We start from the raw sequence: 24285 nt of genomic DNA on the forward strand, positions 1-24285 counted from the left end.
ACGCTGAATCGTGACTAGATTCAATTCATGGCGGACACAAAGCGGGAAATCGAGCGGAAGTACGAATCCGACGACAGCGGGCTGCCCGACCTGACCGGTGTCGCCGGTGTCGCGGACGTCCTCGACAAGGGCACCGCCGAACTGGACGCGACCTACTACGACACCTCGGACCTGCGTCTGGCCTCCGCGTCGATCACGCTGCGCCGCCGCACCGGCGGTTCCGACGCCGGCTGGCACCTCAAGCTGCCGGTCGGCCCGGGGGTCCGCGACGAGATCCAGGTCCCGCTCTCCGACACCGTCCCCGACGAACTGGCCGGGCTGGTCCGCGCCCGGATCCGTGAGGGACAGCTCGTGCCCGTGGTCCGGCTGCGCTCCGCACGGGACGTGCGCGACCTCGTCGACGCCGAGGGCAAGCAGCTCGCCGAGGTCGGCGTGGACACCGTACGGGCGGACCGGCTGTTCGGCGGTGACGGCACCGCGCAGTGGACCGAGATCGAGGTGGAGCTGGCCGACGGCGGTGACATCCGCGTCCTCGACAAGGTGGAGAAGCGCCTGCGCAAGGCGGGCGTACGGCCGTCGAAGTCCACGTCGAAGCTGGCGCGGGCGCTGGCGGAGACCAAGGGCGGACAGCCGCTGCCGAAGGCGGGACCCGCCGAGCCCGTCACCGCCGGCGACCACGTCCTCGCTTATGTCCGCGCCCAGCGGGACGCCATCGTCGACCTCGACCCGGCCGTGCGCCAGGACACCGAGGAGTCCGTGCACGACATGCGGGTCGCCACGCGCCGGCTGCGCAGCACGTTCAAGTCCTTCGGCGAGGTCCTCGACCGGGAGGTCACCGACCCGATCGGCGACGAGCTGAAGTGGCTCGCCGGGGAGCTGGGCGTGGGCCGCGACCAGGAAGTACTGGCCGAACGGCTGAACACGGTCCTCGACGACCTGCCCCCCGCCCTCGTCCACGGCCCGGTGCGGGACCGTCTGGCCGCCTGGTCCAAGGCCGAGTACGGAGGGGCGCGCAGCCGACTGCTCGGCGTGCTGGACTCCCCGCGCTATCTGACCCTTCTCGACACTCTGGACGGTGTGGTCGCCGACCCGCCGGTGCTCAAGGCGGCGGCGAAGAATCCGGACAAGGTGCTCGCCAAGGCCGTACGCAAGGACTTCTCGAAGGTGGCCGCGCTGATCGAGGAGGCCATGGAACAGCCGTCCGGCGCCGACCGGGACCTCGGGCTGCACGAGGCCCGCAAGAAGGCCAAGCGCACCCGCTACGCGGCCGAGGCGGCGGGCCCGGCGCTCGGCGGCCCGGCCAAGGCGCTCGTCAAGTCGATGAAGTCCCTCCAGGGCCTCCTCGGCGACCACCAGGACAGCGTCATGGTCCGCACGACCCTGGGCGAGCTGTCCGCCGTGGCGCACGCGGCGGGCGAGGACACCTTCACGTACGGGCTGCTGTACGGGCGGGAGGAGCGGCGGGCGGAGCGGGTGGAGGAGGCGGCGCCGGAGGCCTGGGCGACGGCCAAGGACGGGATGGACGTCTGAGGACGGAACGGGGAACAGGCCGGGGAACGGACGGGGGATGGGACCGGAGAGATCCTCGGCGGTACGGCGGGTGTCCCGGGCCGCGTTACGCTGAATGACCACCCCTGTCGGTCCACGGAAGTGCGAGATGTCAGCCGAATCGGTCTTCCCGCAGCTCGAAGCTCTGCTCCCGCATGTGCAGAAGCCCATCCAGTACGTCGGCGGAGAGCTCAACTCCACGGTCAAGCCGTGGGAGGACTGCGACGTCCGCTGGGCGCTCATGTACCCCGACGCGTACGAGGTCGGGCTGCCCAACCAGGGCGTCATGATCCTGTACGAGGTGCTGAACGAGCGTGAGGGCGTGCTCGCCGAGCGCACGTACAGCGTGTGGCCCGACCTTGAGGCGCTGATGCGGGAGCACGGCGTCCCGCAGTTCACGGTGGACGCCCACCGCCCCGTGCGGGCCTTCGACGTGTTCGGGCTGTCCTTCTCCACGGAGCTGGGCTACACGAACATGCTGACGGCGCTGGACCTGGCGGGCATCCCGCTGGAGTCCAAGGACCGGACGATCGACGACCCGATCGTGCTGGCCGGCGGCCACGCGGCCTTCAACCCCGAGCCCATCGCGGACTTCGTCGACGCGGTGATCATCGGTGACGGCGAGCAGGCAGTCCTCGACATGACGGAGATCATCCGCGCCTGGAAGGCGGAGGGCCGCCCGGGCGGTCGCGAGGAGGTCCTGTTCCGCCTCGCGAAGACGGGGTCCGTGTACATCCCGGCGTTCTACGACGTGGAGTACCTGCCGGACGGCCGGATCGCCCGCGTCGTACCGAACAAGAGTGGCGTCCCGTGGCGGGTGTCGAAGCACACGGTCATGGACCTGGACGAGTGGCCCTACCCCAAGCAGCCCCTGGTCCCGCTCGCGGAGACCGTCCACGAGCGCATGTCGGTCGAGATCTTCCGCGGCTGCACGCGCGGCTGCCGTTTCTGCCAGGCCGGCATGATCACGCGCCCGGTGCGGGAGCGGTCGATCACGGGCATCGGCGAGATGGTGGAGAAGGGTCTGAAGGCGACCGGCTTCGAGGAGGTCGGCCTGCTCTCCCTGTCCTCGGCGGACCACTCGGAGATCGGTGACATCGCGAAGGGCCTCGCGGACCGCTACACCGAGGACAAGATCGGCCTGTCGCTCCCCTCCACCCGCGTGGACGCCTTCAACGTGGACCTGGCGAACGAGCTGACGCGCAACGGCCGTCGCTCGGGTCTGACGTTCGCGCCCGAGGGCGGCTCGGAACGCATGCGCAAGGTCATCAACAAGATGGTCTCGGAAGAGGACCTGATCCGGACGGTCTCCACGGCGTACGGCAACGGCTGGCGGCAGGTGAAGCTGTACTTCATGTGCGGTCTGCCGACGGAGACCGACGAGGACGTCCTCCAGATCGCCGACATGGCGATGAACGTGATCGCCGAGGGCCGCAGGGTCTCCGGCCAGAACGACATCCGCTGCACGGTCTCGATCGGCGGCTTCGTACCCAAGCCGCACACCCCGTTCCAGTGGGCCCCGCAGCTCTCGGCGGAGGAGACGGACGCCCGCCTCGGGAAGCTCCGCGACAAGATCCGCGGCGACAAGAAGTACGGCCGCTCGATCGGCTTCCGCTATCACGACGGCAAGCCCGGCATCGTCGAGGGCCTGCTGTCCCGCGGCGACCGGCGGATCGGCGCGGTGATCCGGGCGGTGTACGAGGACGGCGGTCGCTTCGACGGCTGGCGCGAGTACTTCTCGTACGACCGCTGGATGGCCTGCGCGGAGAAGACGCTGCCCGACTTCGGTGTCGACGTCGACTGGTACACGACGCGCGAACGCACATACGAGGAGGTCCTCCCGTGGGACCACCTCGACTCGGGCCTCGACAAGGACTGGCTCTGGGAGGACTGGCAGGACTCCCTCGACGAGACAGAGGTCGAGGACTGCCGGTGGACGCCTTGTTTTGACTGCGGGGTGTGCCCGCAGATGGACACGTCCATTCAAATCGGTCCCACGGGCAAGAAGTTGCTGCCGTTGACCGTGAAGCAGCCCGTGGGGACCGGGCACAGTCACTGACGTGATGGACGTCAGGGGTGGGAGCAGATCACCGTGACCAGAGTGAACGAGGCGTAGAAGGGGGCGCGGGCGAGGTCTGCGAACCAGGCTTCGCCCCGTTCGCGGTCGATGTGGCCCTCCGTGATGGCCTGTTGCGTGTTGCGGCCGAGGCCCAGGGTGTGGTCGGCGTGGTCGAAGTCGGTGAAGACCGGGGTCGTCGCGAGCGTCGCCTCGATGCGGAAGCCCGCCTGGGTCGCCAGGCGGGCGAGGCTGCGGCCGATGGTGGCGTGGCGGACGACCTTCTCGGTGGTGTAGCGGGTGAAGGCGCGGCTCGTCTCCAGGTCCTCCGAGTCCACCGCCAGGGTGTCCCAGTCGGGTTCCGCCAGGCCGACGAGGGCGCCGGGGCGGGTGGCGGTGCGGAGTTGGGCCAGTACGTCCGCCGGGGACCGCACATGCATCAGCACCCGGTCGATCTTGGCGCGGTCCACTGTTCCGGGGACGACGGGCAGGGCGTGCGCGTCCGCCTCCCGGATCTCCACCGTGCTCACGGCGGCGGTGCGTTCGCGGGCTGTCGCCAGCATCGCCAAGTCCTGGTCCACGCCGATGACGCGGCCGGTCGGGCCGACGCGTTCCGCCAGTGCCGGGAGGTCGGTGCCGGGGCCGCAGCCCACGTCCAGGACGGTGTGGCCCGGGCGGAGGTCCAGCAGGTCGAGCAGACGCTGCTTGTACGCCCGGCCCGCGTCCTCGGACGCGGCGCGCAGCATGTAGGACGCCTGGTCGGGCCTGGGCACACCGAGGGTCTTCGTCATGGGGTCAGTCAAGCAGCTGTGCGCCGGGCGCCAAGTGGGTTCAGCGGGAGCGGAGTTGGCAGGGGTGCGTGAGGAAGTTACCCAACAGGCCCTCTGTGTCACCGGACTTGTGGGCCTGTGCCACGCCGTGAAGGGTGCCGTCCCCGGGTTCCTGGTGGAGGCGGAGGGCCAGGACCGGGCTGTTGATCCGGGCGTCCGCCGTGGGGAGTTGCAGGGGGAAGGTCGCCTGCACAGACCATGCGCGCGACGCGCTTGCCGGGGCTTCCGCCGTCTCGCCGTTCAGGTGCAGGCGGGCCACGTCGTCCTCCGGGGAGAGGCTCAGCGACAGCGGGATGTCTCCCTCGGGGGTGCTGATCGCGCCTTGCCAGTGGGGTGTTGGCAGGTGCAGGGGGCGTATCGGGTCTTCCGTGATCGGGGAGATCGACCCGGGGGAGAAGTCGGGGACGAGCGTGGTGAGGATGTGGTGGGTGATGCTGTCGCGGGCCGCCTTGTTGGTGCTGTTGGTCAGTACCGACACCGACAGCTGTTGCTCGGGCACGGTCACGACGATCGCCGCTACTCCGCCCATCCCGCCGCCGTGGCTCTGCACCAGGGGACCGGTACCGCGTGACAGACACCAGCCGAGCCCGTATCCGAGGCCCGGGTTTACTGGGTGCGCCTCGCGGACGGCCGCCGCCGTCTCCGGTTTCAGCAGACGGTCGTACGACTGGGCGAAGAGGGCCAGTTGGGCGGCGGGGGCCCAGCCCAGGGTGGCGCCGGGGTGGCTGGTATCGCAGTACGGCGGATAGGGGCGGCCGTCGGTGGTGTAGCGCGTCGCCGAGGGAGCCGGGCCGGGGTGGGTGGGGCCCAGGTGGAGGGCGGTGAGGCCGAGGGGCTCGAACACCCGCTCCCGTACGAAGTCCGCGAGGCCTTGGCCCGACGCCGCTTCCAGTAGCTGGCCCAGGGCTCGGTAGCCGAGGTTGGCGTACTCGAAGGCGGTGTCCGGGGGGCGGTGCAGTCTCGCGTACGGGGTTGCGTCGATCCGGTCGTCGGTGTCGGGGCCGGTGTAGTGGAAGTCGTAGTGGGCGCCGAAGCCGCCCCGGTGCTGGAGGAGTTGGCGGGCGGTCGGGGCCGGCCAGCCGTGGTCGTCCGGTACGGGTACGGGGGCGTCCAGGTCCAGCAGGCCCTCGTCGGCCGCCACGCAGATCGCCGTCGCCGTCATGGGCTTGGTGACCGAGGCCAGGGCGTAGGCCGTCTCGGGGGTGGCCGGGCGGCGCGTGGTGAGGTCCGCGAGGCCGTACGCCTCGGCCAGGGTCACCTCGCCGTGTTCGACCACGGCCACTGACGCCGATGGGCAGCTGTGCTCCTCCAGGATCGAAGTGCAGTACTCGGCCAGCCTGTTCGACTTCAGCGCGTTCGGCATCCCCATGCGCGCATTTTGGCATCCGCGCATTCCGGCAGGGGAAAAGTCGTAGGTTTACGGCCCTTGTCCCTCGTCCTGATCACTTTTCGGATACACCGCATCCGGACGGGGGGCTCGCGCGTCTACGTCGGTATGGATCTGGAGAAACCGGCCACGAAGGTCGAGGCACGGCAGCCCGAACGGCAGCCCGAAGGGTGTCTCGTCGTTGCGATTCGCATCCCTGTGCGGATCGTCGTGCTCGTGCTCGTCGTGCCGGTGCGGATGGCGTGGGACGGGCTCGTCGTCGGATGGCGGCTTCTTACTGATGCCGTGCTGCGGCCCCTTGGACGGGCGCTGGGCTGGGTCGCCCGGGCTGTTCTCGTCTGGCCGTTCGTCGGGCTCTGGCGGTACGTCGTGGTGCCGCTGGGCAAGGCGCTCGGGTGGCTCGCGAACGTGCTCGTCGTCGTCCCCCTGGTGTGGCTCTTCCGGCATGTGCTGACGCCGCTCGGGCACGGGATCGCCTGGGTGTGCCGGGGGATCGGCGCAGGGCTCGGGTGGGTGTGCCGGGGGATCGGTGCCGGGTTCGGCTGGCTCTACGCGCGCGTGCTCACGCCTGTGGGGCACGCGGTGCTGTGGGTGCTTCGGGGGATCGGGGCGGGTGCGGCGGCCCTGGGGCTCGGGGTGTACGCCGTGGCCGCGTGGCTCGTGCGGTATCTGGTCGTCGTACCTGCGCGGTGGCTGTACGAGTGGGTCCTCACGCCGGTCGGGCGGGCCGTCGCCTGGTGTGCCCGGGGGGTCGCGTGGCTCGTCAGCATGGTGGTCGCCGGGGTCGCGTGGCTGGTCAGCATGGTGGTCACCGGGATCGGGTTCGTTCTGTACTGGGTGCTGCGCCTGCTTCTTGTGCTGCCCGCGCTCGCGCTGTGGCGCTGGGTGCTGACGCCCGTCGGACGTGTCCTCGCCGTCGTCGGGCGGGAGGTCTGGAGCGCGCTCGGGCATGCCTGGCGTATCGCCGGGTACATCTCGCTCGCCGTCGGGCGGTTCCTGGGGACCCTCCTTCGGTGGATCTTCGTGGAGCCCGTGCGCTGGGTGTACCTGACGGTGCTGACGCCGGTCGGGCATGTCGTACGGGACGCCGTTCTGCGGCCCGCCGCCGAGGCCGCGCGCAGTGTGGGGCGTGTCACCCGGCAGGTGCTGGCCGCCGCGCGCGACTCGGCACGCCAGGCGCGGGCCGACTTCCGGCGGATGCTCTTCGGGGAGCCCAAGGAGGCGGTCGCCGTGGACCGGCGGGAACCGGGAGACGTCGACGGACGTACTCTAGGTAGCAGTACGACCGCACTCACGAAGGACTGACTCCACTGGGCAAGCGACAGCCCGAAGGCCCGCCGCCCGCGCCGACGGTGCAGCGCATCCGACTGCGCTACACCAAGCGTGGCCGCCTCCGGTTCACCAGCCACCGTGACTTCCAGCGCGCCTTCGAGCGTGCGCTGCGCCGTGCCGAGGTGCCGATGGCCTACTCGGCGGGGTTCACGCCGCATCCGAAGGTGTCGTACGCCAATGCCGCAGCCACCGGCACGGGCAGTGAGGCGGAGTACCTGGAGATCGCGCTCACCGAAGCGCGCGATCCCGACAAGCTGCGCGAGCTGCTCGACGAGTCGCTGCCCACCGGGCTCGACATCGTCGACGCGGTCGAGGCCCGGACCTCCGGGCTCGCCGACCGGCTCACGGCTTCCGTGTGGGAGCTGCGTCTGGAGGGTGTGGCGCCCGAGGACGCGCGCCGCGCCGTCGACCTCTTCAACGCCGCCGAGACCGTCGAGGTCCAGCGCCTCGCCAAGAACGGCATGAGAACCTTCGATGCCCGGGGCGCGGTCGCGGGCCTGGAGGCACTCGAAACAGGTCTCGTAACAGGCGTTGCGGCAGGTGGTGAAACACCTGCCGTGGCACGTGCTGAGTCAGGTGTTGAGACGCACAGTCCACAGCCCGCCGCAAGCGTCGGCTCCACTGGAGCGGCTGGCGCCGCGCCCCTTGCTGGGCCGACCGCCCAGCCCTGTGCGATACTGCGGCTGGTTGTTCGGCACGTGACGCCTGCCGTTCGACCCGACGACGTCCTGTCCGGTCTTCGCGCCGTGGCCGACCTGGCGCCGCCGGTCCCCGCAGGGGTGACCAGGCTGGCGCAGGGGCTGTTCGATGAAGAGACCGGCACGGTGACCGACCCGCTCGCGCCCGACCGCGAGGCAGCGGTGGCCCTCTCCATGGCCACTCCGACTGCCGCCGCGTCGCAGGCACCGGCGTAAGGAAGGTCCCGCGAAGGGACGGACGTCGTAGCGCCGCCCTCGTACTCGGGAGCCACCTGGGTCGGGCAGCGCACCGACCACAAGACTTTCGCCAGGCCGTACGCAACATGGCGTACGGAACCGGCGAGACAGGACACAGAGAGCTCCCGTGCGGCGCCCGCGCCCCGGACGGCGGCACCGCGCACTGCGCGAGCCGCGGACGTCACCGGCACCCAAGCCGGACCAGGTGCGGAGCCCGGGAGCCTGACGGGAGAACCGCCCGCATGCTCGAACCGACCGAAGCCGCTTCGGAGCCCACCGAGGGTTCCGCACACGACACCCCCAGCGACACCCTGCCGCCGCGCCGACGGCGCCGCGCCGCGTCCCGCCCCGCGGGACCGCCGGTCGCCGGGTCCGAGGCCGCCGCTGTGGCCGAGACCACGGCGCCGGCCATACCGGCCGCAGAGGCCGACCGGACCGTAGAGATCATCGATCAGAACGCCGAGGAACCCGCTGCCGCCGAGGCGCCCGCTCCTCGTACGCGCCGTCGGGCCACCCGGCGCGCGTCCGCGCCCGCCGGTGCGCCCGCCAAGGCTGCCGAGGCCGTTGACGAACCTGCCGTGACCGCCGTATCCGCCCCGACTGCCGAGGAGAGCGGCGAGCAGGGCGAGAAGAGCGGCGAGGAGAGCGTGGCGGCCGTCGAGGCGCCCGCGGCCGTGGAGGAGGCCGCGCCCGCTCCGCGTAGCCGTCGTCGGGCCACGCGCCGGGTCTCCGCGCCCGTTGCCGAGGCCGAGGCTCCGGCCGCCCCCGTGGAAGAGGTGCCCGCGCCCGTCGCCGAGGCCGCCAAGCCTGAGATCGAGCCCGAGACCGTCGTCGCCGAGGACGCCTCGTCGCGTCGTGGGCGTCGTCGGGTCGCCCGTAAGGCCGCTGTCGGGTTCTCCGCGCCCGCGCCCGCCGTCGAGAACGGCGAGAACGGGCGGCGTCCCGCGCGTCCTGCCGTCGCCGTCTTCCAGGCACCCGTCTTCACCGAGCCGATGTTCCAGACGCCCGAGCGGGCCGCCGCCGCCGCGGCTGCCGCCGAAGCGGCCGAGGACGTCGAGGAGATCGAGACCGAGGAAGAGACCGTCGAGGCCGCCCCGGTCGCCGAGACGGTCGTCGAGGAGCACACCCCGCGCCGTCGCCGCCGTCGTGGGCGTACCGACGAGGAGCCCGTGGCCGCCGCGCCCGTCGTGGTCGAGGAGCCGGAGGAGACCGAGAGCGTCGACGACGCCTACGAGTCCGCCGAGGACAGCACCGACACGGACGACGACGGCGACGAGGGCCCCGGTTCACGTCGGCGCCGCCGCCGCGGTGGCCGTCGTAGGCGCCGTGGTGAGTCCGCCGACTCCGACAACGACTCCGGGGACGACGACTACGCGGGCGAGCAGTCCGCGCGTGCCGACGAGGACGCCGCCGACCAGGTCGACGAGGACGCCGAGGAGGACGAGCGCGACGAGCCGGGCGGGTCCGGTTCCGCCAGCAGCCGTCGCCGGCGTCGTCGTCGGCGTCGTGCCGGTGACTCGTCCGGCGAGAGCGAGATCGGGAGCGCCGAGAGCGACCCCGAGCGCACGGTCGTCAAGGTCCGTGAGCCGCGCCCCAAGCGGGACGAGCACCCGAGCGACGAGGTGCAGTCCATCAAGGGCTCGACGCGTCTCGAAGCCAAGAAGCAGCGCCGCCGCGAAGGCCGCGAGCAGGGTCGCCGCCGCGTCCCGATCATCACCGAGGCCGAGTTCCTGGCCCGCCGCGAGGCCGTCGAACGCGTGATGGTCGTACGCCAGTACGGCGACCGCACCCAGATCGGTGTCCTTGAGGACAACGTGCTCGTCGAGCACTACGTCAACAAGGAGCAGGCGACCTCGTACGTCGGCAACGTGTACCTGGGCAAGGTGCAGAACGTGCTGCCGTCCATGGAGGCCGCGTTCATCGACATCGGCAAGGGGCGCAACGCCGTCCTGTACGCCGGTGAGGTCAACTTCGAGGCGCTGGGGATGGCCAACGGGCCGCGGCGCATCGAGAGCGCGCTGAAGTCCGGGCAGCCGGTCCTCGTGCAGGTCACGAAGGACCCGATCGGCCACAAGGGCGCGCGCCTGACCAGTCAGGTCTCGCTCCCCGGCCGCTACTTGGTCTACGTCCCCGAGGGGTCGATGACCGGCATCAGCCGCAAGCTGCCCGACACCGAGCGCGCGCGTCTGAAGACCATCCTCAAGAAGATCGTCCCCGAGGACGCGGGCGTCATCGTGCGCACCGCCGCCGAGGGCGCGAGCGAGGACGAGCTGCGCCGTGACGTCGAGCGGCTCCAGGCGCAGTGGGAGGAAATCCAGAAGAAGTCGAAGGGCGGCAACGCGCCGACCCTGCTGTACGGCGAGCCGGACATGACCGTCCGCGTCGTGCGCGACATCTTCAACGAGGACTTCACCAAGGTCATCGTCAGCGGTGACGAGGCCTGGCAGACCATCCACGGGTACGTGTCCCACGTGGCCCCTGACCTGGTCGACCGGCTGTCGAAGTGGACCTCCGAGGTCGACGTCTTCGCGACGTACCGCATCGACGAGCAGCTCGCCAAGGCGCTCGACCGCAAGGTGTGGCTGCCCAGCGGCGGCTCGCTGGTGATCGACAAGACCGAGGCGATGATCGTCGTCGACGTCAACACCGGCAAGTTCACCGGCCAGGGCGGCAACCTGGAGGAGACGGTCACCAGGAACAACCTGGAGGCGGCCGAGGAGATCGTGCGCCAGCTGCGGCTGCGCGACCTGGGCGGCATCGTCGTCATCGACTTCATCGACATGGTCCTGGAGTCGAACCGGGACCTGGTGCTGCGGCGCCTGCTGGAGTGCCTGGGCCGCGACCGTACGAAGCACCAGGTGGCCGAGGTCACCTCGCTGGGGCTCGTGCAGATGACCCGTAAGCGGGTCGGACAGGGCCTGCTGGAGTCGTTCTCCGAGACCTGCGTCCACTGCAACGGCCGCGGTGTCATCGTGCACATGGAGCAGCCGACCTCCAGCGGAGGCGGCGGCAAGCGCAAGAAGCGCGGCCGTGGCGGTGCCGAGCACGAGCACGCCCACGACACTCACGAGCACGACGTGACCGTGGACGCGGATGGGGACGACGACGTCGAGGAGACGGTGGCCGAGGTCGCCGCCGAGGTCGCGGCGCCGGAGCCCTTCTTCGAGCCCGACGACGAGCTGTACAGCAGTGCCGCCGAGGCGGAGGCCGCGGCCGGTCGCGGTGGCCGTTCCAGGCGGCGCGCCAGCCGTCGGGCCTCGGCTCCGGCGGGGGCGCCCAGGGGCGAGTCCCGTGGGGGTCACGGGCGTGGTGCTGACGCTCGTACGGCCGAGTCCGTTGTCGCCGAGGCTTCGGTGGTCCCGGATGCGGCGCCGGTCGCCGTGGCGGAGGCTGTGGCTCACGCCGAGCCCGTGGCCGTCGAGGACCCGGTGGTCGAGGCGCCCGTCGCCGAAGCGCCGGTCGCGGTGCAGGACGACGCGGCTCCCAAGGGGCGTACGCGTCGGCGGGCCACCCGCAAGGTGTCCGCTCCGGCCGGGTCGCCGAAGGCGGCCGACGAGGCTGTGGCCGAGACCGTGGTGACGACGACCGTCGCCGAGACGGTTGTGGAGCCGGCTCCGGTGGCTGCTCCGGTGGCTGCTCCGGCTCCGGCTTCGGTCGAGGCTCCTGTCGAGGCCGTCGCGACCGAGAGTGCGGCTCCGGCCCGGCCGCGGCGACGTGCCGTGCGCAAGGCCACCGCGCCCACCTCGTCCGCGGAGGCGGCCGTCGTGGTCGTCCCGGCGGCCACCGAGGCCGCTGCGGCGCCTGCCGACGAGGCCGAGGCCGAGGACGCGGTTCCCGCCAAGAAGACGGCGCGCAAGACCGCCGCCAAGAAGGCGACCACGGCCAAGAAGACCGCCGCGAAGAAGACCACGGCGGTCAAGAAGACGGCTGCCAAGAAGACGACGACGGCCGCCAAGAAGGCCACGACCAAGAAGGCGGCGACGTCGAAGAAGACGGCTGCCGCGGCCGAGCAGTCGGCGCAGGAGTCGGTGTCGGCGGGTACGGGTTCGGCCTCGGAGGGCTGATCCTTCCGGCCGGTAGCTGAGTTGCCGGTAGTTGCGTTACGGCGGTCCGTCCGGGTGCGGTACCCGGGCGGACCGCCGTGTTTGGGTGCCCTGACTGCGGGGAATCGGGCTCAGTTTGACCCGTTCAGGCCGGGCCCGTAATCTTGACCGTCGGCGTGTCCATAGCTTTATCCGTGACGCGCTTACATCCCCGTAAACCTTCATCCTCCTGAGCACCGGGCTTTTTGGTGCGGCGGGAGAGGCCGCTCGCTTTTGCTGGGCGGCTGGACTGCGGGGGTGCCGTTCCCGAGCGAGAGAGTGAGATCCGCGTGTACGCCATCGTGCGCAGCGGTGGTCGCCAGCACAAGGTTGCTGTCGGCGACATCGTTGAGGTTGACAAGATTTCCACCGCCAAGGTTGGCGACACCGTAGAGCTCTCTACGCTGCTCGTTGTCGACGGCGACGCTGTGACCAGCGACCCGTGGGTCCTGGCCGGCATCAAGGTCCAGGCCGAGATCGTGGACCACCACAAGGGCGTCAAGATCGACATCCTTCGCTACAAGAACAAGACCGGCTACCGCCGTCGTCAGGGCCACCGCCAGCAGTACACGGCGATCAAGGTCACTGAGATCCCCGCGGCTGCGAAGTAAGGGACTGAGGAGAGATGGCACACAAGAAGGGCGCATCGTCCACCCGGAACGGTCGCGACTCCAATGCTCAGCGGCTCGGCGTGAAGCGCTTCGGCGGTCAGGTCGTCAACGCCGGTGAGATCCTGGTCCGCCAGCGTGGCACCCACTTCCACCCCGGCGCGAGCGTCGGCCGTGGCAAGGACGACACGCTGTTCGCGCTGGCCGCCGGTGCGGTGGAGTTCGGTACGCACCGTGGTCGCAACGTCGTGAACATCGTTCCGGTCGCCTGAGTCGGCTGATCGGAAGCTTTCGCGAGGCGGACCTCACTTCCCTCCCGGGAAGCGGGTCCGCCTTTCGCGTGTTTCACCTGTGCAGAGCTTTCTGCCGGAAGAATTTCGTACGTAACTGGAGGCACATCCCATGACCACCTTCGTGGACCGCGTCGAGCTGCATGTCGCCGCGGGTAGCGGAGGTCACGGCTGTGCCTCCGTCCACCGTGAGAAGTTCAAGCCGCTGGGCGGGCCCGACGGCGGTAACGGCGGACACGGCGGTGACGTGATCCTCACCGTCGACCAGTCCGTGACCACGCTGCTCGACTACCACCACTCCCCGCACCGCAAGGCCACCAGCGGCAAGCCCGGCGAGGGTGGCAACCGGTCCGGCAAGGACGGGCAGGATCTGGTTCTGCCGGTGCCGGACGGGACCGTCGTTCTCGACAAGGAGGGGAACGTGCTGGCCGACCTGGTCGGGCACGGGACCTCTTTTGTCGCGGCTGAAGGTGGGCGCGGTGGGCTCGGAAACGCCGCGCTCTCCTCTGCCCGGCGCAAGGCGCCCGGGTTCGCGCTGCTCGGGGTGCCCGGGGGGCTGCAGGACATCGTCCTGGAGCTGAAGACGGTCGCTGACGTGGCGCTCGTGGGGTATCCGAGTGCCGGTAAGTCTTCGCTGATCTCGGTGCTCAGCGCCGCCAAGCCGAAGATCGCTGACTATCCGTTCACGACCCTTGTGCCCAACCTGGGTGTGGTGACTGCGGGTGCGACCGTCTACACCATCGCTGACGTGCCCGGGCTCATTCCCGGTGCCAGTCAGGGCAAGGGGCTCGGGCTGGAGTTCCTGCGGCATGTGGAGCGGTGCAGTGTGCTCGTCCATGTGCTGGACACGGCGACGCTGGAGTCCGAGCGTGATCCCGTCTCCGACCTCGACATGATCGAGGAGGAGCTGAAGGAGTACGGGGGGCTGGGAGGCCGGCCGCGGATCGTCGTCCTGAACAAGGTCGACGTGCCGGACGGGCTGGATCTCGCCGAGATGGTGCGGCCCGAGCTGGAGGCTCGTGGGTACCAGGTGTACGAGGTGTCCGCCGTCGCTCATATCGGGCTGAAGGAGCTGTCGTTCGCGCTCGCCGAGATGGTTGGGCAGGCGCGGGCCGCGAAGCCCAAGGAGGAGGCGACGCGGATCGTCATCCGGCCGAAGGCCGTCGACGACGCGGGCTTCACCGTCGTCCAGGAGGAGGACGGGCTGTTCCGGGTGCGGGGCGAGAAGCCCGAGCGCTGGGTGCGGCAGACCGACTTCAACAACGACGAGGCGGTCGGTTATCTCGCCGACCGGCTGAACCGGTTGGGTGTCGAGGAGAAGTTGATGAAGGCGGGGGCCCGGGCGGGGGATGGGGTTGCCATCGGGCCCGAGGACAACGCGGTTGTCTTCGACTGGGAGCCGACGGTCATGGCCGGTGCGGAGATGCTTGGGCGGCGTGGGGAGGACCATCGGCTTGAGGTGCCTCGGCCTGCTGCGCAGCGGCGGCGGGATCGGCAGGCTGAGCGGGACGATGTTCAGCAGGAGTTTGACGACTTCGAGCCGTTCTAAGGGCGTGGGTAGGGGCGGGCGGTGGGGTGTTTTTCGCCCCCGCCGCCCTTACCCGTTCCCATCCCCTGGGGGCTGCGCCCCCAGACCCCCGCTGTCGGCCTGAACGGCCTCGTCCTCAAACGCCGGACGGGCTGGATGGTGCGGGCCGGGAAAAAAGCTCGCGCTGGACGCGCTTGTCTTCAAACGCCGGACGGGCTGGGGGGTGCCTGGGCTCGCCTTGTGGCATCCGCGCCGGTCACCCCTGCCGGCCTGTTTTTCTGCTGGGGGTCCGGGGGTTATCCCACGGGAGATGCAGTCAGCCCGTCCGGCGTTTGAGGACAAGGCCCGTTCAGGGCCGTGGCGGGGGTTCGGGGGCGGCAGCCCCTGAGGATGGGAACGGGTAGGGGCGGCGGGGGCGTGAACTGTTCGGCGGTTCGGAGGAGTTCGGCCACGTCATCACCCCCTCGCCGGGATGATGATCCGGAAAAGTTGCGCGCCCGGCGGCGGGTGGGGCGAGTGCACGGGCCGATCTCTCGTACAGTTTGCGCCGTGGGATCTATGCGCAATCCGGTCGGGCCGCTTCCCTCCTCCATCTACTGGCGACGGAGGGCCGTTCTGCTGTCTGTGCTCGGCCTGTTGACGTTGCTGGTCGTCTGGGTCGTCGCCTCCGGCGGCGGAGGCGGGAACAACGGCACGGACGGTGCCAACGGCAAGAACCCCGTGCAGACGATCACCCCGGGGCCGTCCGGTTCGGGCCCCGCGATCAGTCAAGCCCCGGGCGGACGCGACGAGTCGGAGAACACGGACACCGGCGGCTCCAGCTCCGGTTCCGGTTCGACGGGCTCCGGGGACTCCAACAGCTCGGCCGGTTCGGAGGGTTCGGCCGGCTCCGGCGGCGGCAGCGGCTCCGCCGGGACAGGCGGCGGCACCGGCACGGACGACGGCGTCAACGGCAGCGTGGGCAGCGGCGACACCCTTCCGGCCGGTTCCACCCTGCCCAACTGCACCGCCGGCATCGTCCAGTTGAGCCTGCGCAGTGTCCAGAACGCCTACGCGCCCGACGAGACGCCCACCTTCCAGCTGGTCGCCAGGAACTCCTCCGCCAACGACTGCAAGATCGACCTCGGCCCGGAGTCGGCCGTGGTGACGATCACGCAGGCGAGCAGCGACGACGACATCTGGTCCTCGGACGACTGCCCCAAGGACACGTCCGGTCTGCTGTTCCGGGTCTCGGCCGGCGGCAGCATCACGTACACCTTCGAGTGGGACCGCAAGGCGAGCGCCCCCGAGTGCGCCACACCGGAGGCGGGGTCGGCCACCGCCGGCACCTACCTGGTCGAGGCGCAGGCCCAGGGGTTCACGAAGGCCCAGACGTCCTTCGTACTCGACAAGGACTGAGCAAGGACGGGGGGAGTCCCCCCGGGCCCAGCTACACGTACCGCTCCAGGATCGACGACTCCGCCAGCCGCGACAGACCCTCCCGCACGCTGCGTGCCCTCGCCTCGCCGACGCCGTCCACCGTCTGGAGGTCGTCGACGCTCGCCGCCAGCAGCTTCTGCAGGCCGCCGAAGTGTTCCACCAGGCGGTCGATGATCGCGCCGGGCAGGCGCGGCACCTTCGCCAGGAGGCGGAAGCCGCGTGGGGAGACCGCCGAGTCGAGGGTCTCGGGTGAGCCCGTGTAGCCCAGGGCCTTGGCCACCGTGGAGAGTTCGAGCAGTTCGGCGTGGCTGAGCGCGTCGAGTTCCGCGAGCGCCTCGTCGACCGTGCGGGAGCGTTTGGCGGTCGGCTCGGGGACGTAGTCCCGGACCACCAGTTCGCGTTCCGGCTCCACGCCCGCGATCAACTCGTCGAGTTGGAGGGTGAGGAGGCGTCCGTCGGTGCCCAACTCCAGTACGTACCCGGCGATCTCCGCCGCGATGAGGCGGACCATCTCCAGGCGCTGGACGACCGCGGAGACGTCCCGGACGGTCACCAGGTCCTCGATCTCCAGGGCGGAGAGCGTGCCCGCGACCTCGTCCAGGCGGAGCTTGTAGCGCTCCAGGGTCGCCAGGGCCTGGTTGGCGCGGGACAGGATCGCGGCCGAGTCCTCCAGGACGCGGCGCTGGCCGTCCACGTACAGCGCGATCAGGCGCATGGACTGGGAGACGGAGACGACCGAGAAGCCCACCTGCTTCGACACACGGTCGGCGGTGCGGTGCCGGGTGCCCGTCTCCTCGGTGGGGATCGTCGGGTCGGGGACCAGCTGGACGCCGGCCCGCAGGATCTTGGACAGGTCCGAGGAGACCACGATGCCGCCGTCGAGCTTGCACAGCTCGCGCAGCCGGGTCGCCGAGAACTCGACGTCCAGGACGAAACCGCCCGTGCACATCGCCTCGACGGTCTTGTCGGAGCCGAGCACGATGAGTCCGCCGGTGTTGCCGCGGAGAATCCGTTCAAGCCCGTCGCGCAGCGCGGTGCCGGGTGCCACAGCGCTCAGTGAGGCGCGCATCAGGCCATCGGCACCGGAGCTCCCACCGGACTTTCCGGGAGCTGCTGCCCGGTCGTTGGCTGCCACTGCACTCCTCCGGTCGCAGGTTCTTGGGTGCTCCCGTTTCGCACTCTGGGTTCGTACGCACGGGCGAGACCTGGGCAAAGTCTACCGGCGGTCCTCCGCCTCCCGTGGGGCCTCTCGCCTACGCGACCTCGGGAGCACCCGGAGAGCATCCCCCATGTCGGCGACTTCGATGACCTTCATACCGGCGGGGATCTTGCCCGGGTCCGACGGAACGAGGGCGTGGGTGAAGCCCAGACGGTGGGCCTCGGCCAGTCGGCGCTGGACCCCCGTCACCCTTCTGACCTCGCCCGCGAGGCCCACTTCGCCGATCGCGACCAGGTTCTTGGGCAGCGGGGTGTCGCTCGCGGCGGAGGCCAGCGCGAGGGCGATCGCGAGGTCCGCGGCGGGCTCGGAGAGCTTCACTCCGCCCACCGTCGCCGAATAGATGTCCCGCTTTCCGAGGGCGCTGATCCTGCCCCGTTGTTCGAGAACCGCGAGCATCATCGAGACCCGGGACGTCTCCAGGCCCGATGTCGTCCGCCTGGGGGAGGGGATCTGCGAGTCGACGGTGAGTGCCTGCACCTCGGCGACGAGCGGCCGGCGGCCCTCCAGGGTGACGGTCAGACAGGTCCCCGGCACCGGCTCGGCGCGCCTGGTCAGGAACAGGCCGCTCGGGTCGGCGAGGCCCGTGATGCCCTCGTCGTGCAGCTCGAAGCAGCCGACCTCGTCCGTCGTGCCGTAACGGTTCTTGACGCCCCGGACGAGACGCAGGCGCGCGTGCCGGTCGCCCTCGAAGGACAGGACCACGTCCACCAGGTGCTCCAGGAGGCGCGGGCCTGCGATCGCGCCGTCCTTGGTGACATGGCCCACAAGGAGGGTGGCCATGCCGCGTTCCTTGGAGGCCCGGATCAGCGCCCCGGCGACCTCACGGACCTGCGCCATGCCGCCCGCAGCGCCGTCGATCTCGGGCGAGGCGATGGTCTGGACGGAGTCGAGGATCAGGAGGGACGGCTTCACGGCGTCCAGATGGCCCAGGACGGCCGCGAGGTCCGTCTCGGCGGCGAGGTACAGGTGGTCGTCGATCGCCTTGATGCGGTCGGCGCGCAGCCGGACCTGACTCGCGGACTCCTCACCCGTGATGTAGAGCGTGCGGTGCTCGTCGCTCGCCGACTTCGCCGCCACGTCGAGGAGGAGGGTCGACTTGCCGACGCCCGGTTCGCCGGCCAGCAGGACCACGGCCCCCGGGACCAGTCCACCGCCGAGCACGCGGTCGAACTCGGGTACGCCGGTGGAGCGGGCGGTGGCCGTGCGGCCGTCGACCTGGCCGATGGGGAGCGCGGAGGTGGTCACGCGGCCCGGTGCCGTCGTACGGACCGCGGGCGCGCCGTACTCCTCGACCGTGCCCCACGCCTGGCACTCGGAGCAGCGGCCGAGCCACTTGACCGTCTGCCAGCCGCATTCGGTGCATCGGTAGGACGGACGGTCCTTCGCGGTCTTCGTACGGGCAGCCATGGGACGAACCGTAGCCGGGACCACTGACACCCCCGTCACCAACGGGCGCCGGAACCCGTGCTCCCCGCGAGAATCGGCCACGTCACATCGCGAACGAGCCACGGAACCAAGGGTTCCTGTCCCCTATTGAGGGATCGTTTCACCCGTACGGATTAAATGTGCTCAAGGTGGGAGAAGGGGTCGTCGTAAGACGCCTACGGTCGCACGGGTGATGAGCAGCAGTCCGGAAACCCCGACCCGCAGCACCGGCGCACACCGGGCGCACCGTGAGGCGCGCGACCGGGCGGCGGGGCGCACGCTGGTCCAGCGCCCGCCCGCGCGCTACGAGCCGTATCTGGACGGCCTGTTCACCTACTGTCTGTCCGTCCTGTGCGACCACGACACGGCCACCGCAGCCCTCGGCGACGTCCTCGCGCTCGCCGAGCGCCGCAGCCCGCGCGTCCCGGAGTCCTCCGGAGACCGCAGGGCCTGGCTGTACGCCCTGGCCCGCTGGGCCTGTCTGCGCAAGCTGGCCGAGGCCAAGCAGAAACGTCAGAGCACGCACGCGGCCGGCCGGCGCGGAGGCGGAAAACGGCAGGCGTCCACCGCCCCCGCCGCCCAGGAGGCCTCCTCCCCGGTCCCCGTCTCCGAGGAGGCCCGGGAAGCGCACCGCCGTGAACTGGCCCAGCTCGCCTGGCCGGAGGCCGCCGGCACCACCCCCGAGCAGCGCGAGGCACTCGAACTCGCCGTACGCCACAAGCTCGCCGCCCACGAGGTCGCCGCCGTCCTCGGCATGGACGCCACCGCCGCCCGCGAACTGCTCGCCTCCGCCGCCTGCGAGGTCGAACGCACCCGCGCGGCCCTCGCCGTGGTCGAGACCGGCGACTGTCCGAGCGTCGCCCGCCTCACCGGCGACCACCAGCTGGTGCTCAGCAGCGCCCTGCGCCGCGAACTGGTCCGGCATGTCGACGACTGTCCGCGGTGCCGCCGTACCGCCGAGCGGGCCGTCCCCGGCGCCTGGCCCGGAGCCACCGTCACGCCCGCCGAACTGCCCGTCCTGGAGGCACCCCGCGCGGCCCTGCACGTCGCCATGGCGCACCTCCCACGCGCGCGGGGCGCCGCCGCTCCGCGCTTCGACCGGCGTGGCTTCCCGATGGACCCCAAGGACCGCGCCGCCCGGAGGGACCGCCTACGCGCGCGTGCCGTCACGACAACGGTCGTCGCCACCGTGGTCGCCGCCCCCGTGCTCGCCCTCTGGGCGGCCTACCGCGGGGCGCCGATGACCGCCGAGGGCCTCCCGGGGGACCGGTCGGCCACCGCGAGCGAGGCACAGCGCCCCGACATCCTCGACGGCGAGACCTCGGGCGGCTACGAGAACGCCGGGAACGCGGGCAACGCGGGCACCGGCCCCGACACCGGCCTCGTCAGGAAGGACGCCGGCTCACCGGACGTCTCCGTGGAGGTCGTCAGCGCCGTCCCCGGCGCGAAGGAGAGCCCGGGCCTGCTCACCGTGGAGGCCACCAGCGACGGCGACACGACCCTCATCACCCTCACCGCGTCCGGGCACACACCCGTGCGCTGGACGGCGTCCACGGGGGCGTCCTGGCTCTACCCGAGCCGCTCGACGGGAACGCTGCGGCCAGGCGAGTCGTTCACGATCAAGATGTACGTCGACCCTCTGCGCGAGCCGGCCGGTCACTGGAGCGCGCGCGTGTCGATCGCACCGGCGTCCGCCGTCGTCTCCATCGAGGGGTACGGCACCGCGCCCACACCCCCGGACCCGACCCCGCTGAACCCACCGGCCCCCGCACCCGGCCCGCCCCGCCCGAGCCCCCCGCCCCCGAACCTGCACCCGACGACCTCCGCGCCGGCCACCCCGCCCCCCAGCGACCCGCCACCGTCCTCACCGGACCCGGAGCCCACCCCGACGGACTCGGTGACCTCGACCCCGGCAGACCCCGGGGGCTCGTCACCGCCACCGAGCGGCAGCGAGACCCCGAGCCCCGCGACGGTCTCCTGAGCCCCAGCCGGTCGGGCAGGTGCCCGCCGCGCCGGGTCGGCGGCCGGGGTCGGCCGGATGCGGAGCCGGCAACGTCAGCGGGCGGGATCGGCCGGATGCGGAGCCAGCAACGGCAACTGCGAGGCCAGCCGCTCCTCGCACAGCTCGACCAGCCGGTCGTACCCCGCCTTGCCCATCAGCTCGACCAGCTCCGGCCGGTACGAGACGTACACCGGGTCGCCCGCGCCGTGCGCCGAGGTCGCCGACGTGCACCACCAGTGCAGGTCGTGGCCGCCCGGACCCCAGCCGCGCCGGTCGTACTCACCGATCGACACCTGGAGCACGCGCGTGTCGTCGGGCCGGTCGATCCAGTCGTACGTCCGCCGCACCGGAAGCTGCCAGCAGACGTCCGGCTTGGTCTCCAGCGGCTCGCGGCCCTCCTTCAGGGCCAGGATGTGCAGCGAGCAGCCCGCGCCGCCCGCGAACCCGGGCCGGTTCTGGAAGATGCAGGACCCCTGGTAGGGCCGGGTCTGGCGCGAGCCCTCCTCGTCCTCCGAGGTCCAGCCGGACTCGGTGCCGACGTCGTGGAGCTGCCAGATGTCGGGCGTGAGCCGCGCCACATAGCCGGCGACCCGCTTCTCGTCGTCCTCGTCGGAGAAGTGGGCGCCCAGCGTGCAGCAGCCGTCGTCCGCGCGGCCGGCCTGGATGCCCTGGCAGCCGCTTCCGAAGATGCAGTTCCAGCGAGAGGTCAGCCAGGTCAGGTCGCAGCGGAAGACCTGCTCGTCGTCCGCCGGATCAGGGAACTCCACCCACGCGCGCGCGAAGTCGAGCCCCTTCTCGTCGCCGGCCCTGGCCGACTTCGAAGATTTCGTGGACTTCGCGGTGGTCGTGGACTTCGCGGAGGGGCTTGACGCTGCCGACTTGTCGGCCTTTGCCTTTTTCGTCTTGGGCACGCGTCCAGGGTAAGTGGCCCGGACCCCCTTCCGGCACCGCTCCGGGGACGGATGCGGTTGCGGCTGGCAGTAGCGTTTCGTCCATGAGACTCGGTGTCCTCGACGTGGGATCGAACACGGTGCATCTGCTGGTGGTGGATGCGCACCCCGGCGCGCGCCCGCTGCCCGCGCATTCGCACAAGGTCGAGCTGCGGCTCGCCCAACTCCTCGACGAGGCCGGGGCCATCGGCCCCGAAGGGGTCGACAAACTCGTCGGCGTGATCCAGGACGCGCTCCAGGCCGCCGAGGACAAGGGCGTCGAGGACCTGCTGCCGTTCGCCACCTCCGCCGTGCGCGAGGCCAGCAACGCCGACGACGTCCTCGCGCGCGTGCAGGCCGAAACGGGCGTCGAGCTCCAGGTCCTGACCGGCGCCGAGGAGGCCCGCCTCACCTTCCTCGCCGCCCGCCGCTGGTTCGGCTGGTCGGCGGGCAAGCTCCTCGTCCTCGACATCGGCGGCGGCTCCCTGGAGATCGCCTACGGCATCGACGAGCAGCCCGACACCGCCGTCTCCCTCCCGCTCGGCGCCGGCCGCCTGACCGCCGGCTGGCTCCCCGGCGACCCGCCCGCCCCCGACGACATCAGGTCGCTGCGCCGCCATGTCCGCGCCCAGATCGCCCGTACGGTGGGCGAGTTCAGCCGCTTCGGCGCCCCCGACCACGTCGTCGCCACCTCGAAGACCTTCAAGCAGCTCGCCCGCCTGGCCGGCGCGGCCCGCTCCACGGAGGGCCTCTACGTCCAGCGTGAACTGAAGGCCGAGTCCCTGCAGTCCCTGGTCCCCGAACTCGCCGCCATGACGACAGCGGAACGAGCGGCCCTCCCCGGAGTCTCGGAGGGCCGGGCCAACCAGCTGGTCGCCGGCGCCCTGGTGGCGGAGGCGGCGATGGACCTCTTCGCCGTGAAGACCCTGGAGGTCTGCCCCTGGGCCCTCCGAGAGGGCGTGATCCTCCGCAGACTGGACCACATGGGCACCCACATGGGCACGGAGTAACGGTCCGGTTCCGGCACCTCTCGGGCGACCTGGGCGGTACCCACCTAGGGGCGCGGGGAACTGCGCGACAAGCCACAGCGAACCCGCACCCGCCCAATCACCGAACCCCAACGGCGAGTAGACCCCCGACCCCGACCAACCAACGCACCCCGTAACCTGTCCCCATGGCGGAGCCAGTCGTACGCATCCCGGATGCGAAGGTCGCGCTGTCCACGGCCTCCGTGTACCCGGAGTCGACGGCGACGGCCTTCGAGATCGCCGCGCGGCTCGGATACGACGGCGTCGAGGTCATGGTCTGGACGGACCCGGTCAGCCAGGACATCGAAGCCCTGCGCAGACTGAGCGACTACCACCAGATCCCCATCCTCGCCATCCACGCCCCCTGCCTCCTCATCACCCAGCGCGTCTGGTCCACGGACCCCTGGATCAAACTCCAGCGCGCCCAGGCGGCAGCCGAGAAGCTCGGCGCCACGACCGTCGTCGTACACCCCCCCTTCCGCTGGCAGCGCCAGTACGCACGCGACTTCGTCACCGGCATCTGGCGCATGGCCGACGAGACGGACGTACGGTTCGCCGTCGAGAACATGTACCCCTGGCGCTACCGCGACCGCGAGATGCTCGCGTACGCCCCCGACTGGGACGTCACGAAGGACGACTACCGGCACTTCACGATCGACCTGAGCCACACCGCGACCGCCCGCAGCGACGCCATGGAGATGGCCGGCCTCATGGGTGACCGCCTCGGCCACGTCCACCTCGCCGACGGCAACGGCTCCAACAAGGACGAGCACCTCGTCCCCGGCCGCGGTACGCAACCCTGCGCCGAGCTGCTCGAACGGCTCGCGCACACCGGTTTCGACGGCCATGTCGTGATCGAGGTCAACACCCGCCGCGCGATGTCCAGCGCAGAGCGCGAGGCCGACCTCGCCGAGGCGCTCGCCTTCACCCGCCTCCACCTGGCCTCGGCCGTGAAGGTCCCGCGCCCATGACCAGCGCGGCCCCCCGCCGAGGGCGGGGACGACCCTCCCGTACGGACTCCGCGGACGCCCCCGCGGCCCGCGACCGCATCCTGACGGCAGCCCGCGAGGAGTTCTCCGAACGGGGGTACGAGAAGACGTCCGTACGCGGCATCGCCAAGGCGGCGGGCGTGGACTCGGCCCTCGTCCACCACTACTTCGGCACGAAGGAGCAGGTCTTCGAGGCGTCGATCGAGGTCGCCGCCGGCCCCCTTCTCAGCGCCCCCGGCTCGATCGCCGAAGGCCCCCTGGACGGCGTCGGCGAGCGGCTGGCCCGCTTCTTCTTCGGCGTCTGGGAGAACCCGGCGACCCGCAAGGCACTGCTCGCGATCGTCCGCTCCGCCATGAACAACGAGGCCGCGGCCGGAGTCTTCCGCCGCCTGATCTCCACCCAGCTCCTACGCCGAGTAGCCGCCCAGCTGAACCTCCCGGACGCGGAACTCCGCGCCGAACTGGCAGCAGCCCAACTGGTGGGCATCGCGATGCTCCGCTACGTGATCAAGGTAGAACCCCTGGCGTCGGCGGACCCGGAGCAGATCATCGAAAGGGTGGCCCCTGTAATCCAGGCCCACCTGGCTCTTTAAGGGGCGCGGGGAACTGCGCGACCAGCCCCCACCGGACCCGCACCCGGCCACCAAGCCTCCGCACCCGGAAACGAGACACTCATCC

18 protein-coding genes are annotated in these 24285 nt (G+C 71.1%); 13 read left to right on the forward strand and 5 right to left on the reverse strand.

Going from position 1 to position 24285, the window contains the following annotated elements:
• Nucleotides 1-27: 27 nt before the first annotated feature.
• Together ACWDR4_RS18750 and ACWDR4_RS18755 are read left to right on the forward strand one after the other, a co-directional pair.
• Complete coding sequence (locus ACWDR4_RS18750) at nucleotides 28-1530, forward strand: CYTH and CHAD domain-containing protein (RefSeq protein WP_450409766.1); 1503 nt, start codon at nucleotides 28-30, stop codon at nucleotides 1528-1530.
• Between the two features lie 127 nt (nucleotides 1531-1657).
• Nucleotides 1658-3607 carry a TIGR03960 family B12-binding radical SAM protein gene (locus ACWDR4_RS18755; RefSeq protein ID WP_450409768.1) on the forward strand — a complete coding sequence of 650 codons (1950 nt, stop codon included), beginning with the start codon at nucleotides 1658-1660 and terminating at the stop codon, nucleotides 3605-3607.
• Nucleotides 3608-3618: 11 nt separating this feature from the next.
• Here the strand turns inward: ACWDR4_RS18755 and ACWDR4_RS18760 are convergent, their stop codons facing one another.
• Complete coding sequence (locus ACWDR4_RS18760) at nucleotides 3619-4395, reverse strand: methyltransferase domain-containing protein (RefSeq protein WP_450409770.1); 777 nt, start codon at nucleotides 4393-4395, stop codon at nucleotides 3619-3621.
• Nucleotides 4396-4435: 40 nt separating this feature from the next.
• A complete protein-coding gene (locus ACWDR4_RS18765) occupies nucleotides 4436-5803 on the reverse strand; it encodes a serine hydrolase domain-containing protein (protein ID WP_450409772.1) in 1368 nt (455 codons plus the stop codon).
• A 126-nt stretch (nucleotides 5804-5929) separates the two neighbouring features.
• Between ACWDR4_RS18765 and ACWDR4_RS18770 the strand changes: the two genes are divergently transcribed.
• The 7 genes from ACWDR4_RS18770 to ACWDR4_RS18800 all read left to right on the forward strand — a co-directional run bounded on the left by ACWDR4_RS18770 (nucleotide 5930) and on the right by ACWDR4_RS18800 (nucleotide 15994).
• Complete coding sequence (locus tag ACWDR4_RS18770) at nucleotides 5930-7126, forward strand: hypothetical protein (RefSeq protein ID WP_450409807.1); 1197 nt, start codon at nucleotides 5930-5932, stop codon at nucleotides 7124-7126.
• A gap of 47 nt (nucleotides 7127-7173) precedes the next feature.
• Nucleotides 7174-8067 (forward strand): TIGR03936 family radical SAM-associated protein, encoded by an 894-nt coding sequence (locus tag ACWDR4_RS18775; protein WP_450409774.1) that lies wholly within the window; start codon nucleotides 7174-7176, stop codon nucleotides 8065-8067.
• Between the two features lie 263 nt (nucleotides 8068-8330).
• Nucleotides 8331-12152 carry an Rne/Rng family ribonuclease gene (locus ACWDR4_RS18780; protein WP_450409776.1) on the forward strand — a complete coding sequence of 1274 codons (3822 nt, stop codon included), beginning with the start codon at nucleotides 8331-8333 and terminating at the stop codon, nucleotides 12150-12152.
• A 308-nt stretch (nucleotides 12153-12460) separates the two neighbouring features.
• Entirely contained in the window at nucleotides 12461-12781 is a 321-nt protein-coding gene (rplU, locus tag ACWDR4_RS18785) for a 50S ribosomal protein L21 (RefSeq protein WP_006374708.1), read from the forward strand.
• Between the two features lie 14 nt (nucleotides 12782-12795).
• Nucleotides 12796-13050 (forward strand): 50S ribosomal protein L27, encoded by a 255-nt coding sequence (gene rpmA, locus ACWDR4_RS18790; protein ID WP_105974470.1) that lies wholly within the window; start codon nucleotides 12796-12798, stop codon nucleotides 13048-13050.
• A gap of 130 nt (nucleotides 13051-13180) precedes the next feature.
• Nucleotides 13181-14617 carry a GTPase ObgE gene (gene obgE / locus ACWDR4_RS18795; RefSeq protein ID WP_450409779.1) on the forward strand — a complete coding sequence of 479 codons (1437 nt, stop codon included), beginning with the start codon at nucleotides 13181-13183 and terminating at the stop codon, nucleotides 14615-14617.
• A 528-nt stretch (nucleotides 14618-15145) separates the two neighbouring features.
• The gene (locus ACWDR4_RS18800; protein ID WP_450409781.1) at nucleotides 15146-15994 is read left to right on the forward strand and encodes a hypothetical protein; all 849 of its coding nucleotides are present in this window, start codon (nucleotides 15146-15148) and stop codon (nucleotides 15992-15994) included.
• A 31-nt stretch (nucleotides 15995-16025) separates the two neighbouring features.
• On the opposite strand, the gene disA is transcribed toward ACWDR4_RS18800, so the two are convergent.
• Both disA and radA read right to left on the reverse strand, forming a co-directional pair.
• The gene (gene disA, locus ACWDR4_RS18805) at nucleotides 16026-17150 is read right to left on the reverse strand and encodes a DNA integrity scanning diadenylate cyclase DisA (protein ID WP_405817786.1); all 1125 of its coding nucleotides are present in this window, start codon (nucleotides 17148-17150) and stop codon (nucleotides 16026-16028) included.
• Nucleotides 17151-17231: 81 nt separating this feature from the next.
• Nucleotides 17232-18641: a DNA repair protein RadA gene (gene radA, locus ACWDR4_RS18810; protein WP_450409783.1), complete on the reverse strand. Its 1410-nt coding sequence runs from the start codon at nucleotides 18639-18641 to the stop codon at nucleotides 17232-17234.
• Between the two features lie 208 nt (nucleotides 18642-18849).
• Here radA and ACWDR4_RS18815 point away from each other — a divergent pair, with 208 nt between their 5' ends.
• On the forward strand, nucleotides 18850-20640 hold the full coding sequence (locus tag ACWDR4_RS18815) for a hypothetical protein (protein WP_450409785.1): 1791 nt from the start codon (nucleotides 18850-18852) through the stop codon (nucleotides 20638-20640).
• A gap of 74 nt (nucleotides 20641-20714) precedes the next feature.
• Here ACWDR4_RS18815 and ACWDR4_RS18820 read toward each other — a convergent pair whose 3' ends face one another.
• Nucleotides 20715-21572: a hypothetical protein gene (locus ACWDR4_RS18820; RefSeq protein ID WP_450409786.1), complete on the reverse strand. Its 858-nt coding sequence runs from the start codon at nucleotides 21570-21572 to the stop codon at nucleotides 20715-20717.
• A gap of 83 nt (nucleotides 21573-21655) precedes the next feature.
• On the opposite strand from ACWDR4_RS18820, the gene ACWDR4_RS18825 reads away from it, so the two are divergent.
• The 3 genes from ACWDR4_RS18825 (at nucleotide 21656) to ACWDR4_RS18835 (ending at nucleotide 24200) form a co-directional block, all read left to right on the forward strand.
• Nucleotides 21656-22600 carry a Ppx/GppA phosphatase family protein gene (locus ACWDR4_RS18825; protein ID WP_450409788.1) on the forward strand — a complete coding sequence of 315 codons (945 nt, stop codon included), beginning with the start codon at nucleotides 21656-21658 and terminating at the stop codon, nucleotides 22598-22600.
• 164 nt (nucleotides 22601-22764) lie between these two features.
• The gene (locus ACWDR4_RS18830; RefSeq protein WP_450409790.1) at nucleotides 22765-23589 is read left to right on the forward strand and encodes a sugar phosphate isomerase/epimerase family protein; all 825 of its coding nucleotides are present in this window, start codon (nucleotides 22765-22767) and stop codon (nucleotides 23587-23589) included.
• Complete coding sequence (locus ACWDR4_RS18835; RefSeq protein WP_450409793.1) at nucleotides 23586-24200, forward strand: TetR/AcrR family transcriptional regulator; 615 nt, start codon at nucleotides 23586-23588, stop codon at nucleotides 24198-24200. Before ACWDR4_RS18830 ends, ACWDR4_RS18835 begins: the two co-directional genes overlap by 4 nt.
• Nucleotides 24201-24285: the final 85 nt, after the last annotated feature.

The organism is Streptomyces sp. NPDC000878 (assembly GCF_053599695.1).